Annotated in this window: 13 protein-coding genes; 8 read left to right on the top strand and 5 right to left on the bottom strand. The window is 67.9% G+C overall.

What is annotated here, in order from left to right; all coding sequences use genetic code 11:
- Positions 1–95: 95 nt before the first annotated feature.
- Together J2S76_RS13795 and J2S76_RS13790 are read right to left on the bottom strand one after the other, a co-directional pair.
- Complete coding sequence (locus tag J2S76_RS13795; protein ID WP_307061057.1) at positions 96–746, bottom strand: outer membrane protein; 651 nt, start codon at positions 744–746, stop codon at positions 96–98.
- Positions 747–1,101: 355 nt separating this feature from the next.
- Complete coding sequence (locus J2S76_RS13790) at positions 1,102–1,671, bottom strand: outer membrane protein (protein WP_370874748.1); 570 nt, start codon at positions 1,669–1,671, stop codon at positions 1,102–1,104.
- A gap of 434 nt (positions 1,672–2,105) precedes the next feature.
- On the opposite strand from J2S76_RS13790, the gene J2S76_RS13785 reads away from it, so the two are divergent.
- Positions 2,106–2,915, top strand: coding sequence for an SDR family oxidoreductase (locus tag J2S76_RS13785; RefSeq protein ID WP_307061053.1), 810 nt, complete (start codon positions 2,106–2,108; stop codon positions 2,913–2,915).
- A 35-nt stretch (positions 2,916–2,950) separates the two neighbouring features.
- Here the strand turns inward: J2S76_RS13785 and J2S76_RS13780 are convergent, their stop codons facing one another.
- Positions 2,951–3,886 carry a DMT family transporter gene (locus J2S76_RS13780; protein WP_307061051.1) on the bottom strand — a complete coding sequence of 312 codons (936 nt, stop codon included), beginning with the start codon at positions 3,884–3,886 and terminating at the stop codon, positions 2,951–2,953.
- Between the two features lie 162 nt (positions 3,887–4,048).
- On the opposite strand from J2S76_RS13780, the gene uvrC reads away from it, so the two are divergent.
- From uvrC to J2S76_RS13760, 4 genes are all read left to right on the top strand, one after another.
- Positions 4,049–6,154 (top strand): excinuclease ABC subunit UvrC, encoded by a 2,106-nt coding sequence (gene uvrC / locus J2S76_RS13775; protein ID WP_307061049.1) that lies wholly within the window; start codon positions 4,049–4,051, stop codon positions 6,152–6,154.
- A gap of 143 nt (positions 6,155–6,297) precedes the next feature.
- Positions 6,298–6,939 (top strand): CDP-diacylglycerol--glycerol-3-phosphate 3-phosphatidyltransferase, encoded by a 642-nt coding sequence (gene pgsA, locus J2S76_RS13770; protein WP_370874745.1) that lies wholly within the window; start codon positions 6,298–6,300, stop codon positions 6,937–6,939.
- Positions 6,936–7,187, top strand: a complete 252-nt coding sequence (moaD, locus tag J2S76_RS13765) for a molybdopterin converting factor subunit 1 (protein WP_307061045.1) — start codon at positions 6,936–6,938, stop codon at positions 7,185–7,187. The genes pgsA and moaD overlap by 4 nt, the downstream gene beginning before the upstream one ends.
- A gap of 15 nt (positions 7,188–7,202) precedes the next feature.
- Positions 7,203–7,661 (top strand): molybdenum cofactor biosynthesis protein MoaE, encoded by a 459-nt coding sequence (locus J2S76_RS13760; protein ID WP_307061043.1) that lies wholly within the window; start codon positions 7,203–7,205, stop codon positions 7,659–7,661.
- 289 nt (positions 7,662–7,950) lie between these two features.
- Here the strand turns inward: J2S76_RS13760 and J2S76_RS13755 are convergent, their stop codons facing one another.
- Positions 7,951–8,841: a branched-chain amino acid aminotransferase gene (locus J2S76_RS13755; protein WP_307061041.1), complete on the bottom strand. Its 891-nt coding sequence runs from the start codon at positions 8,839–8,841 to the stop codon at positions 7,951–7,953.
- A 251-nt stretch (positions 8,842–9,092) separates the two neighbouring features.
- Here J2S76_RS13755 and J2S76_RS13750 point away from each other — a divergent pair, with 251 nt between their 5' ends.
- From J2S76_RS13750 to J2S76_RS13740, 3 genes are all read left to right on the top strand, one after another.
- Entirely contained in the window at positions 9,093–9,677 is a 585-nt protein-coding gene (locus J2S76_RS13750) for a MarR family winged helix-turn-helix transcriptional regulator (protein WP_018387129.1), read from the top strand.
- A gap of 14 nt (positions 9,678–9,691) precedes the next feature.
- Positions 9,692–10,432 (top strand): response regulator, encoded by a 741-nt coding sequence (locus tag J2S76_RS13745; RefSeq protein ID WP_307061039.1) that lies wholly within the window; start codon positions 9,692–9,694, stop codon positions 10,430–10,432.
- A gap of 62 nt (positions 10,433–10,494) precedes the next feature.
- Positions 10,495–11,832, top strand: coding sequence for an ATP-binding protein (locus tag J2S76_RS13740; protein WP_307061168.1), 1,338 nt, complete (start codon positions 10,495–10,497; stop codon positions 11,830–11,832).
- Between the two features lie 11 nt (positions 11,833–11,843).
- Here the strand turns inward: J2S76_RS13740 and J2S76_RS13735 are convergent, their stop codons facing one another.
- Positions 11,844–12,197, bottom strand: coding sequence for a tRNA-binding protein (locus J2S76_RS13735; protein ID WP_307061036.1), 354 nt, complete (start codon positions 12,195–12,197; stop codon positions 11,844–11,846).
- Between the last annotated feature and the right edge of the window lie 29 nt (positions 12,198–12,226).

Below are 12,226 nucleotides of genomic sequence, written 5' to 3'. Positions count from 1 at the left end.
CACAGGTCTCATCCCGCCGACGACCCCGGCAACGCAAAAAGGGCCCCGGATCGCCGATCCGGGGCCCTTGTGGTCGAGAAGCCGTCAGGCTCGCGTCAGAACTTGTAGTTCACGCCAGCGCGGACAATGTTGGCCGTCAGGCCGGTCTTGTAGCCGATGCTGTCGTAGTAGTCCTCGCCGAGATCCATGTAGAGATACTCGCCCTTGATGGTCCAGTTGTTGGTGAGGGCGTATTCCACGCCGCCGCCAACCGTCCAGCCCACCTGGGTCTTGTCCGAGGACAGGCCGAACAGGTTGTCGTTTACCTCGGTGTGACCCCAAGCGAGACCGCCGGTCACATAGGGCATCACATTGCCGAAGGCATAACCGAGGCGGGCACGGACCGTGCCGAAATAGTCCATCTTGGACTCATAACCGGCATAGGTGTCCTTGATGTCCGAGCCCTGGAAGTCGGCTTCGGCGCCCAGCACGATGTTGTTGTCGAACTGGTAGTTGACGCCGATCTGGCCACCGCCGAGGAAGCCCGTCGGGTCGAGATTGACGACGCCCGCGCCGCCCTCACCCTGGCCCCAGGCATAGCCGGCATTGGCGCCGATATAGAAGCCCGTCCAGGTGAACACCGGCTCGACATACATCGGCGCGGCCTTGGTGGGGTAGGACTGCTGCTGCGCCAGGTCGGCCGCGAAGGCGGGGGCAGCGGCGAGAAGGGCGACCGCGGCGACGCCCGAGCAGAGGATCTTCTTCATTGGTATTCTCCGAAAGAATCCCGGCACCAGGAAAGGCATCCAGGAAAGGCCTGCGTCTCGGAGTGTGAAGTAGAAGCCCAGATGGGCAGGCCAAGGGCTGGATTGGGGCAACACCGCCGCATTTGCCGCCCGCACCTTCCACCGAATGAGGTCTGAGGGCCCGCAAAGCCTTCGCAGCACTGAACCTGCGCTAGAAATACCGCATCCATAGAACCGCGAAACGCGCAACAATTTCGCCATGATCAGCCACAGATCGTCGGCATGTGTGTTTTCGATGTCACAAATTGCGCGACTTCACCGCCCGAAGACGGGGGCGGGCGCGCCGGATTCGGCGTCAATGCCCGCCGCACGCCGATCAGAAGCGGTAATTCACGCCGGCGCGCACCACATTCGCGCTCATGCCGACATCGCGCGGGCCGAAATAGCTCGCATAAGTCTCCTCGCCGAGGTCGATATAGAGATACTCGCCCTTGACGCTCCAATTGCCGCCGATGGCGTATTCGGCGCCGGCGCCGATGGTCCAGCCGATATGGTTGCGGTCATTGGAAAGGCCGAGCAGCTCATAGCTGCCGCCGCCATAGGCCAGGCCGCCGGTGCCATAGACCAGGAACTGGTCGAAGGCGAAGCCGAGGCGCGCCCGCACCGTGCCGAAATAGTCCAGCGTGAAGGCCGAGCTCGACAGGTCTGCATATTGGATGTCGGTCTCGACGCCGAGCACCAGCGGGCCGCTGCCCTGCCAGTTGTAGCCGGCCTGCAGGCCGCCGAGGAAACCGTCAATATCAGGCGAGCCATCCGCCGTGCCCCAGCCATAGCCGGCATTGGCGCCGAGATAGAAGCCGGTCCAGGTGAACGCCGGCGCCGGCGCATAGGCGCCCCCCGCCGGGGCCGGGTAGGACATATCCGCCGCAGCGGCGGGAACGGCCATCAGGGCCACAAGCCCGAGACCGCCGAGAATGCGACCTGCACGAATGCGGCCTGCGCGGATGCTGTTCTTCATGATCGTCTCCTGGATCCTGGCTCAGCCTGCCAGCCGGCGAAAAGACATCGCCGTCGCTGAGATAAGTCCGACGATTCCAGAAAGGTGCGGCCGAAATAATGTCGAATGCCGAAAGGCTATATTATACTTAATGAAACGTAACCTTCATGTATACTTGAATACCGATCACAGATCCGGCGGCACATCAGGCAGAGATGGCCCGCCGGCCATTGCCCCGCTAAAAAGGTGGCCGTGAACGCCGGCACGAAATTACCCGATCCGCGCCGGCATCCTCATCCGCGCACCGTTGCGCAGCGTATTGTCAGCCGGGCGGCGAAGCCGTCCCTTGCCCGCCGCCCTTCCAATGCAGCGCCTCAAATCTGATGACCCCTCCCCCCTCGCCGCCCGGCCCCGACACGTCCCGCACGCTCACGCCCGCTGTCACCCGCCCCGTCGCCCTCGTCACCGGTGGCGCGGTGCGGATCGGCCGCGCCATCAGCCTGCGCCTCGCCCGTGAGGGATACGACATCGCCCTGCATGTGCGCCGGCCCGGCCCCGCGGCGAAGGAGACCGCCGCGGCGATCCGGGAGGCGGGAGCACGCGCGGCCATCATCGTCGCCGAGCTCGCCGAGGCCGAGGCGGTGGACGGCGTCGTCCCGGCCGCCGTGGCGGCGCTGGGGCCGCTTGCCCTGCTGGTCAACAACGCCTCGGAATTCCATCCCGACAGCGTGGCAGCGCTCGATCTCGGCGTGTGGGAGCGGCACATGGCGGTCAATCTGCGTGCGCCGGTGCAGCTCGCCCGCGCCTTCGCCGCGCAGCTGCCGGAGGGCGTGCCGGGGGCGATCGTCAACCTCATCGACCAGCGCGTGCTGAAGCCGACCCCGGCCTATTTCTCCTACAGTGTGACCAAGGAGGCGCTGTGGGCCGCCACAAGGATGCTGGCGCAGGCGCTGGCGCCGCGCGTGCGGGTCAATGCGGTCGGCCCGGGCCCGACGCTGGCCAATGGCCGGCAGGATGACGGCGCCTTCGCCCGCCAGTCCGCCTCGGTGCTGCTCGGGCGCGGCCCGAGCCCGGAGGAGATCGCCGACACGGTCGCCTATCTCGCCCGCGCCGCCAGCGTCACCGGGCAGATGATCGCGGTCGATGGCGGGCAGCACCTCGCCTGGCGCACGCCGGACGTGGAAGACGACTGAACCTGCGCGCCGGCGGCACTCAGCGGCGGCAGCGCTCAGCGGCGTCTTGCGTCGCTCAGCGTGAACCAGCCGATACTGGCCATGACCAGCACCGCGCCGGCGAGCTCGGCCGGGCTGGCGCTCTCGCCGAGAAAAATCACCGCCAGCACCATGGTGGCCACCGGGCTCACCGTGCTGATCATCGAATTGGCCTGCGCCGAAATGCGCTTGAGCGCTGCGTTCATCAGGAAGGTCGGCAGCACGGTGGCGCCGATCGCCACGCTGACCGCCAGCATCAGCCCATGCGGCGACACCATCAGCGCCTCGACCGGCCGCAACACCGCGAACTGGCCGATCGCCATGATCGAGGCCGAGATCATGGCGATGCAGGTGAACAGGGCCGAGCCGACCCGCTGCAGCAGCGAGCGGGCGCAGAGCTGGTAGAGCGCGAAGGAGATCGCCGCCAGCGTCACCAGCACGGAACCCTTCACCACGTCCGAGCCCATGGCGGTGACATTCTGCAGGAAGATCAGCGCCAGCCCGCCATAGGCGAGCGCGAAGGCCAGCATCGCCTTCGGCCGGATCGGCTGGCCGAACAGCAGCGCGCCGAACAGCGCGACATAGATCGGATAGGTGAAGAGGATCAGCCGACTGAACGAGGCGGATGTGTATTGCAGCCCGGCGAAATCGAGATAGCTGGCCAACCAGTAGCCCAGCGCGCCCACCAGCATGGACTGCACCACCAGCCGGCCGCTCGGCAAAGGCTCACCCATGCCGCGCAGCCGCAGCAGCGCGAAGGCGCCGACCGCGAGATAGAACGGCAGCGAGAACGCCATGCGCAGCGCCAGAAGCGTCTCCGGGTCGATGCCCTCGGCATAGGCGAGCTTGATGATGATGCCCTTGGAGGCGAACAACATCGCCCCGGCGGCGCCGAAGGCGTAGCCGGCCAGGGGAAAGGGCGGGTGGGAAACGGCATCGCCGGAACGGGTCATGATGGGCTCCCTTAGACCCTTTTGCCGCCGCTGACACCGGCTGCGGGCGCATGGCCTTCCGACGCCCGATGCATTTTCGTGCCCTGTGCCGTAGCGGGAAGACGCGCCTCGAAACGCTCCGCCCCCTGTTCGCCGGGGGCGCAAATACGTATCTAGGGACTCATGATTGCCCGACCGACCCGCGACATGCCCGACCTCGACGCCGACGATGCCGACATCGCCGAGCTTGACCAGGACGAGGCCCTCATTGCCGACCTTGCCGAGGAGGCCGAGCCCGCGCCGGGCTCCGTCGCCATGGGCCGCGCCGCCATCGCGCGCGCCCTCAAGCACGCGCCGAACGGGCCCGGCGTTTACCGCATGATCGGCGCGGACGGGGCGGTGCTCTATGTCGGCAAGGCCAAGAGCATCAAGCGCCGCATCGTCGCCTATACCCGCCCCACGGGGCTGACCGCCCGCATCATGCGGATGGTGGCGGCCACCATGGAGATGGAGTTCGTCTCCACCGGCACCGAGACCGAAGCACTGCTGCTGGAGGCCAACTTCATCAAGCAGCTGCGCCCGCGCTTCAACGTGCTGCTGCGCGACGACAAGTCGTTTCCCTATATCCTCATCACCAAGGATCATGTGTCGCCGCAGATCACCAAGCACCGCGGCGCCCGCAACCGGCCGGGCGATTATTACGGCCCCTTCGCCTCGGTCTGGGCGGTGAACCGCACGATCAACGCGCTGCAGAAGGCGTTCCTGGTGCGCTCCTGCTCCGACAGCTTCTACGAGGCCCGCACCCGCCCCTGCCTGCTGTTCCAGATCAAGCGCTGCGCCGGCCCCTGCACCGGCGAGGTGAACCACACCGACTATGCCGAATATGTGAGCGAGGCGCGCGACTTCCTCTCCGGCCGCAGCAAGGCGGTGAAGGAACAGCTGGCGCGCGAGATGGAGATCGCCTCGCACGAGCTGGAATTCGAGCGCGCCGCCGCCCTGCGCGACCGCCTCGCCGCGCTTTCCGCCGTGCAGGGCACGCAGGGTATAAATCCGCGCTCGGTGGAAGAGGCGGATGTGTTCGCCATCCACCAGGAGGGGGGCGCGACCTGCGTGCAGGTGTTCTTCTTCCGCACCGGCCAGAACTGGGGCAACCACGCGCTCTATCCCCGCGCCGACCGCACGCTGGAGATCGGCGAGGTGCTGGAATCGTTCTTGGCCCAGTTCTACGAGGACAAGCCCTGCCCGCGCCTCGTGCTGATCAGCCACGACATTGCCGAGCGCGAACTGCTGGAGGAAGCGCTCTCCACCCGCGCCGGCCACCGGGTGGAGGTCGCGGCACCCAAGCGCGGCGAGAAGCGCGAACTGGTCGAGCACGCCTTGCAGAACGCCCGCGAGGCGCTGGGCCGCAAGCTGGCCGAGAGTGCCAGCCAGGCCCGGCTGCTGGAAGAACTCGCCCGCGCCTTCGCCCTCAAGGCGCCGCCCCGGCGGATCGAGGTCTATGACAACAGCCACATCATGGGCAGCAATGCGGTGGGCGGCATGATCGTGGCCGGGCCCGAGGGCTTCGCCAAGAGCCAGTACCGCAAGTTCAACATCCGCTCGACCGAACTCACTCCCGGCGACGATTACGGCATGATGCGCGAGGTGCTGACCCGCCGCTTCTCCCGCCTGCTGAAGGAGAATCCACGGGCCGGCGCCTCACCAGTCACCGACGGGGAGACGTCGACGGCGCAGCTATCGGCTGAGGGGCAGGCATCGGGTGAGGAGCAGGCTTTGGTCATTGCCCCCTCCCCCCAACCGGGCGAGGGCGAGGAAGCCTCCGCCGCCTCCTCGGCCTGGCCGGACCTGCTGCTGATCGATGGTGGCCCCGGCCAGCTGAAGGCCGCGCGCGAAACCCTGGCCGGGCTTGGAGTCACCGACGTGCCGATGGTCGGCGTCGCCAAGGGCCCGGACCGCGATGCCGGCCGCGAGACCTTCTATGCCGATGGCCGCGAGCCCTTCCGGCTGGAGCCGCGCGACCCGGTGCTCTACTTCGTGCAGCGCCTGCGCGACGAGGCGCACCGCTTCGCCATCGGCTCGCACCGCGCCCGCCGCAAGAAGGACATCACCCAGGCCGGCCTGCAGGAAATTCCCGGCATCGGCCCCACTCGTAAACGCGCGCTGCTGCACCATTTCGGTACATTGAAGGCGATCGAGCGTGCCTCGCTCGCCGATCTTGAGGGTGTGCCGGGGGTGAACGCGGCGATGGCGCGGGCGGTTTATGACTTCTTTCATGCGAAAGCCACATGAAGCGCCTGTCCGGCCATTCCCGTCATGCGATGGCCACAGCCCTGCCGCATCGTGAAAGCGCCACGGCAGGCAAAGCAATGGCCGCCACGCAATTGACGTAGCCGGCTCGCGTGTTTACCTGCCTGTGAGGGAGCCGGCGCACTATGGTCGATGTTGCATCAAACCCGCAGACAGCACGGGAGCCGACCAAGGTGACTCGCGGTCACGCCTTGTCTTTGCCCAATCTGCTCACCTATGGCCGCTGCGTGGCGGTGCCGCTGGTGGCGGCCTGCCTGTTCTGGTCCGACATATTGGAAGGCGGCGTCTGGCTGCGCTGGGTGGCGGTGGTCATCTATGTCGTCGCCGCCGTCACCGATTTCTTCGACGGCTACCTCGCCCGCGCCTGGCAGCAGCAATCGGCCATCGGCCGCATGCTGGACCCGATCGCCGACAAGCTGCTGGTGTCCGCCTCGCTACTGATGCTGGCCTCGGACGGCACCATTCGCGGCTGGTCGCTCTGGGCGGCGCTGGTGATTCTGTGCCGCGAGATCCTCGTTTCCGGCCTGCGTGAATTTCTCGCCGAGCTGCGGGTCAGCGTCCCCGTCACCCGCCTCGCCAAATGGAAGACCACCGCCCAGCTCGTCGCCGTGGGCGTGCTGCTGGCCGGGCCGGCGGCCGATCTTCTGGTACCGGGCATCACGCTGTTCGGCATCGGCCTGTTGTGGATCGCGGCGCTGCTGACGCTCTATACCGGCTGGGACTATTTCCGCGCCGGCGCCCGCCATCTGATCGGGGATGACGCGTGAAGGTGCTGTATTTCGCCTGGGTGCGCGAGCGTATCGGGATCGAGGCGGAGGAGATCGAACTGCCGCAGGGCGTCGCCACCGTAGCCGAGCTTGCCGCCTTCCTCGGCACGCGCGGCGAGGGCTATGCCCACGCCTTCGAGAATCCGCGTATCGTGCGGGCGGCGCTCGACCGGCGGCACGCCAAGCCGGACACGCCGCTCGGTGCCGCGCGCGAGATTGCCTTCTTCCCGCCCATGACGGGCGGCTGAACCGGGAGGGCGGAGATGTTCACCGTCCGCATACAGGCGCAGGATTTCGACGCCGCCGCCGAGGCCGCCGCCCTCGCGCGCGGGCGCACCGACATCGGCGCGCTCGTCACCTTCGCCGGCCTGTGCCGCGCGCAGGACGCGCCCGGCGGCGCGCCGCTCATCGCCCTGACGCTGGAGCATTATCCCGGCATGGCGGAAGAGGAGATCGGCCGGCTGGTGGAACAGGCCCGCGCCCGCTGGCCGCTGGTCGGCGCCACCGTCATCCACCGCTATGGCCGCATGGTCCCGGGCGACAACATCGTGCTCGTCGTCACCGCCTCCGCCCACCGCGCCGCCGCCTTCGAGGCGGCCGAATTCCTGATGGACTGGCTGAAGACACGCGCGCCGTTCTGGAAAATGGAAGAGCGCGACGACGGCAAAGGCTGGGTCGCCGCCAAGGACGAAGACGACACGGCGGCGGAACGCTGGGCCTGACACCGAGGCCGACCGCCAGCCGCCGTCATCCCGGACGGCCGCAGGCCGATCCGGGAGCGTTGGCCGATAGCGGGAGGCGATCCCGGCTCTCCGCCCTGCGGCCGAGATGACGGAACAGTTTCCTGTCCTGGCCCAGCGGAGCTGAAGGCGGAGCGCTGCGCCGGGACCCAGCGCAGCGCTCCGCCGCAGGCGTCCAACCCGACAACGGCGCTGCGCGCATCCAAAAACGTCAATGCCCGGCACGAGGCCGGGCATAACGTTCATCTGAAAAGCGGATCGGCGAACGGGCTCAGGCCGCCTCGGCCTTCTTCGGCTGCACTTCGGACATGTAGTCCTCCAGCAGCGTCTTGGTGACCGGGCCGGGCTGGAAGTGCTGGCCGGCGATCTCGGCGACCGGCGTCACCTCGGCGGCGGTGCCGGTGATGAAGCACTCGTCGAAGCTCGCCAGTTCCTCCGGCATGATCGCCCGTTCCACCACCTCAATGCCGCGCCGCTTGGCCAGCGCGATCACCGTCTGGCGGGTGATGCCGTTCAGGAAGGCGTCGGCTTCAGGCGTGTGGATCACGCCGTCCTTGGCGAAGAACACATTGGCGCCGGTGCATTCGGCGACGCGCCCGCGCCAGTCCAGCATCAGCGCGTCGGCGAAGCCCTCGCGCTCGGCGGCGTGCTTGGAGATTGTGCAGATCATATAGAGCCCGGCGGCCTTGGAGGTCGAGGGCGCGGTCATCGGGTCGGGGCGGCGGTACTTCGCCATGCCGATGCGGATGCCCTTGAGCCGCTGGGCCGGATCGAAATAGCTCGGCCATTCCCACGCCGCGATGGCGAGGTGGATCTGGTTGTGCTGGGCCGAGACGCCCATCATGTCCGAGCCGCGCCAGGCGACGGGACGCAGATAGGCGTCATTCAGCTTCTGCCGCACCAGCAGCTCGCGGCAGGCGGCGTTGATCTCGTCCGTGCCATAGGGGATCTCGAAGTCGAGCAGTTCGGCGCTGTGCTTCAGCCGCGCCGTGTGCTCGTCCAGCTTGAAGATCTCGCCGCCATAGGCGCGCTCGCCCTCGAAGACGCAGCTGCCATAGTGCAGCCCGTGGGTCAGTACATGGACCTGCGCGTCCTGCCAGGGCACGAAGGCGCCGTCATACCAGATCCAGCCGCTGCGTTTGTCGAAAGGTTCGCTCGCCATGGTAAGTCTCCCAACCGGGGCGCCAGCGCGCCATGGGAGGCGCCGGAGCCCTTCTGTTCCTTCGGCATGGTGGCTACGGCCCGTCAGGCGAGAGCGCAACGCTTTGCCTCGCGGCCGAAGTCCCGTTATCGTCGCGGCTCAGTAAGAGCGAGCGCGACTCTATCCTGTTCCGAGGCGGATCGGGCGGCTAGCCGAACGATCCTTTCGTTGAACGGGACATCTGGGTAACGATCATAACGAAAAAAGTCAACATGGCTGACATAAATGTCTCGCTGACAGCGCGCACCGGCAAGAGCGAGCCGGGGGCTGCCCCGCGTCTGTCCCCCGCCCCGGAAGGCGAACCGATGCTCGACCTGATCGAGCTTCTGTTCTTCGCCTATCGCAATTTCGTCAGCGATCCCGACGAGATCCTGCACGGCTTCGGCTTCGGCCGGGCGCATCACCGGGTGCTGCATTTCGTCAATCGCCATCCCGGCATGCGCGTCACCGACCTGCTCGACATTCTGCGCATCACCAAGCAGAGCCTCGGCCGGGTGCTGCGCGAGCTGGTGGACCAGGGCTTCATCGACAGCCGCGCCGGCGCCTCCGACCGCCGCCAGCGTCTGCTTTACCTCACGCCGAAGGGCGAGGCGCTGACCCAGGAATTCGTCGCCATCCAGTCGCGCCGCCTGCGCCGGGCGCTGGAGGAGAGCGGTGGCGATGCACGCGATGTCGTGCGCCGCTTTCTTGTCGCCATGATCGACCCGGAAGATCGCAGCCCGACCGAGAAGCTGATCGCCCGCGCCGACCAGGCCGTGGAGGCGCGCAGCGCCGCCCGCAGCCGGCCAGCCGGCTGACGGGGAGGATCGCCATGCTCGACGCCCGCCACAGCCCGGTCGCGGCGGCAAGGGAAGCCCGCACCATGCCTGCCGACGACGCCTTCCACCTGCTCATCGTCGATGACGACCGCCGCATCCGCGATCTGCTCTCGCGCTTCCTCAGCGAGCATGGCTACCGCGTCACCACGGCGGAATCGGGCGCCGATGCCCGCGCCCGGCTCGCCGGCCTCACCTTCGACCTGCTGATTCTGGACGTGATGATGCCCGGCGAGACCGGCTTCGACCTCGCCCGCGGGGTGCGCGAAACCTCTTCCGTGCCGATCCTCATGCTCACCGCCCGCTCCGAGCCGGGCGACCGCATCCAGGGGCTGGAGATCGGCGCCGACGACTACCTCGCCAAGCCGTTCGAGCCGCGCGAATTGCTGCTGCGGATCGGCAACATCATCAAGCGCTCGGCCACCCCGCCGGCGCAGGCGATCGAGACGGTGCGCTTCGGCCCATTCAGCTTCCATCTGGCGCGCGGCGAACTCACCCGCGAGGGCGAGATGGTGCGCCTCACCGACCGCGAGCGCGACATGCTCCGGGTGCTGGGCGAGGCGCCAGGCCAGACCGTGCCGCGCCAGGACCTCGTCGCCCCCGGCGTCGCCGCCGGCGACCGGGCGGTGGACGTGCAGGTGAACCGGCTGCGCCGCAAGATCGAGCGCGACCCGGCCAATCCCGCCTATGTGCAGACGGTGCGCGGCGTCGGCTACCGGCTGGTCGTCGCTCCTTGAGCGCCCGCGACACCAGCGTCGTCGGCGCCGCCCGCGCCCGCCTTCGCCTGACCCAGCGCCGCATGCGCGAGAACAATGCCCGCTTCGGCGCGTGGTTCAACCGCATCATGCCGAAGGGGCTGTTCGCCCGCTCGCTGATCATCATCGTCACCCCGGTGGTGATCCTGCAATCGGTGCTGGCCTTCGTCTTCATGGAGCGCCACTACAACACCGTCACCCGCCGGCTCTCGGCGGCGGTCTCGCAGGACATCACCGCCGTCACCCAGCTCGCCCTCGCCTTCCCCACGGAGGAGGACCAGGAGCGGATCAAGCGGATCGCCCAGATCACCATGGGCCTGACGGTGGACTTCATGCCCGGCGAGCGCCTGCCGCCGCCCGGCCCCAAGCCGTTCTTCTCCACCCTCGATTCCGCCTTCACCGGCGAACTGGCCAAGCGGCTGCACCGGCCGTTCTGGACCGATACTGTGGGCAATTCCAACCTGATCGAGGTGCGGGTGCAGATGGACGGCATGGTGCTGCGGGTCTTTGCACGCCGCAGCCAGGCCTATCTCTCCAACTCCCACATCTTCCTGTTGTGGATGGTGGGCACCGCGCTGGTGCTGATGGCGGTGGCCATCCTGTTCCTGCGCAACCAGATCAAGCCGATCGAGGCGCTGGCCGATGCCGCCATCGCCTTCGGCAAGGGTCGCGACGTCGCCGGCTTCCGCCCGCGCGGCGCGCGCGAGGTGCGCGGCGCGGCGCTGGCCTTCCTGGAGATGAAGCGGCGGATCGAGCGGCAGATCGAGCAGCGCACCACCATGCTCGCCGGCGTCAGCCACGACATGCGCACCATCCTCACCCGCTTCAAGCTGGAACTGGCCCTGCTGGGCGACAGCGCCGACACCGAGGCGCTGCGCAAGGATGTGGACGATCTCCAGAGCATGCTGGAAGCCTATCTCGCCTTCGCCCGCGAGGATGTCGCCGAGGCGCCGGCGCTGGCCGACATGGCGCGGCTGATCGAGGAGGCGCGGATCAATGCCGAGCGCCAGGGCGCGAAGGTGAGCGCCAGCTACAGCGGCGACCCGATGGTGATGGTGCGGGTCGACGCCTTCCGCCGCTGCCTCGCCAATCTGGTCGGCAATGCCGGCCGGCACGCCGCGCGCATCGAGATCACGGGCACGCGCGACGAGCGCTGGCTCACCATCGCCGTCGACGATGACGGGCCCGGCATCGCCCCCGCGCTGCGCGAAGACGTTTTCCGTCCCTTCTTCCGGCTCGATGAGGCGCGCAACCAGGATGCCGGCGGCTCCGGCCTCGGCCTCACCATCGCCCGCGACGCCGCACGCGCCCATGGCGGCGACGTCATCCTCGGCGAAAGCGCGCTGGGCGGCCTCCGCGCGGCGATCCGGATTCCGGTCTGAACAATGCCGCTTTAGAACAGCCGCGCGCCGTTGGGCACGTCCTGGTCGGGCTTGAACAGAACCACGGCGCCGTCCTCGTCCGGGAAGCCGAGGGTCAGCACCTCGGACATGATCGGGCCGATCTGGCGGGAGGGGAAATTCACCACCGCCGCCACCTGCCGCCCGATCAGATCCTCCGCCGCGTAATGCACGGTGATCTGGGCCGAGGACTTCTTGCAGCCGATATGCGGGCCGAAATCGATCACCAGCCTGAGCGCCGGCTTGCGCGCCTCGGGGAAAGGCTCGGCCTGGATGATGGTGCCGACGCGGATATCGACTTTCAGGAAATCGGCGAAGGTGATCTGTTCGAGGGGGGCGAGACTCACGATGGGGTTCCTCACGCTGGCCGCCTCAG

Origin of the sequence: Ancylobacter vacuolatus (assembly GCF_030813595.1) — a bacterium.
GTDB classification, from domain to species: domain Bacteria; phylum Pseudomonadota; class Alphaproteobacteria; order Rhizobiales; family Xanthobacteraceae; genus Ancylobacter; species Ancylobacter vacuolatus.
Note: the sequence above shows the minus strand (reverse complement) of the source record. Positions and strands in the feature narration are given on the sequence as shown.

Bases quoted from the DNA above. Each gene is read 5' to 3' on its own strand.
- J2S76_RS13795 (WP_307061057.1), bottom strand. From the start codon at position 746: ATGAAGAAGATCCTCTGCTCGGGCGTCGCCGCGGTCGCCCTTCTCGCC.
- J2S76_RS13790 (WP_370874748.1), bottom strand. From the start codon at position 1,671: ATGGCCGTTCCCGCCGCTGCGGCGGATATGTCCTACCCGGCCCCGGCG.
- J2S76_RS13785 (WP_307061053.1), top strand. From the start codon at position 2,106: ATGACCCCTCCCCCCTCGCCGCCCGGCCCCGACACGTCCCGCACGCTC.
- J2S76_RS13780 (WP_307061051.1), bottom strand. From the start codon at position 3,886: ATGACCCGTTCCGGCGATGCCGTTTCCCACCCGCCCTTTCCCCTGGCC.
- uvrC (WP_307061049.1), top strand. From the start codon at position 4,049: ATGATTGCCCGACCGACCCGCGACATGCCCGACCTCGACGCCGACGAT.
- pgsA (WP_370874745.1), top strand. From the start codon at position 6,298: ATGGTCGATGTTGCATCAAACCCGCAGACAGCACGGGAGCCGACCAAG.
- J2S76_RS13760 (WP_307061043.1), top strand. From the start codon at position 7,203: ATGTTCACCGTCCGCATACAGGCGCAGGATTTCGACGCCGCCGCCGAG.
- J2S76_RS13755 (WP_307061041.1), bottom strand. From the start codon at position 8,841: ATGGCGAGCGAACCTTTCGACAAACGCAGCGGCTGGATCTGGTATGAC.
- J2S76_RS13750 (WP_018387129.1), top strand. From the start codon at position 9,093: ATGGCTGACATAAATGTCTCGCTGACAGCGCGCACCGGCAAGAGCGAG.
- J2S76_RS13745 (WP_307061039.1), top strand. From the start codon at position 9,692: ATGCTCGACGCCCGCCACAGCCCGGTCGCGGCGGCAAGGGAAGCCCGC.
- J2S76_RS13740 (WP_307061168.1), top strand. From the start codon at position 10,495: ATGCGCGAGAACAATGCCCGCTTCGGCGCGTGGTTCAACCGCATCATG.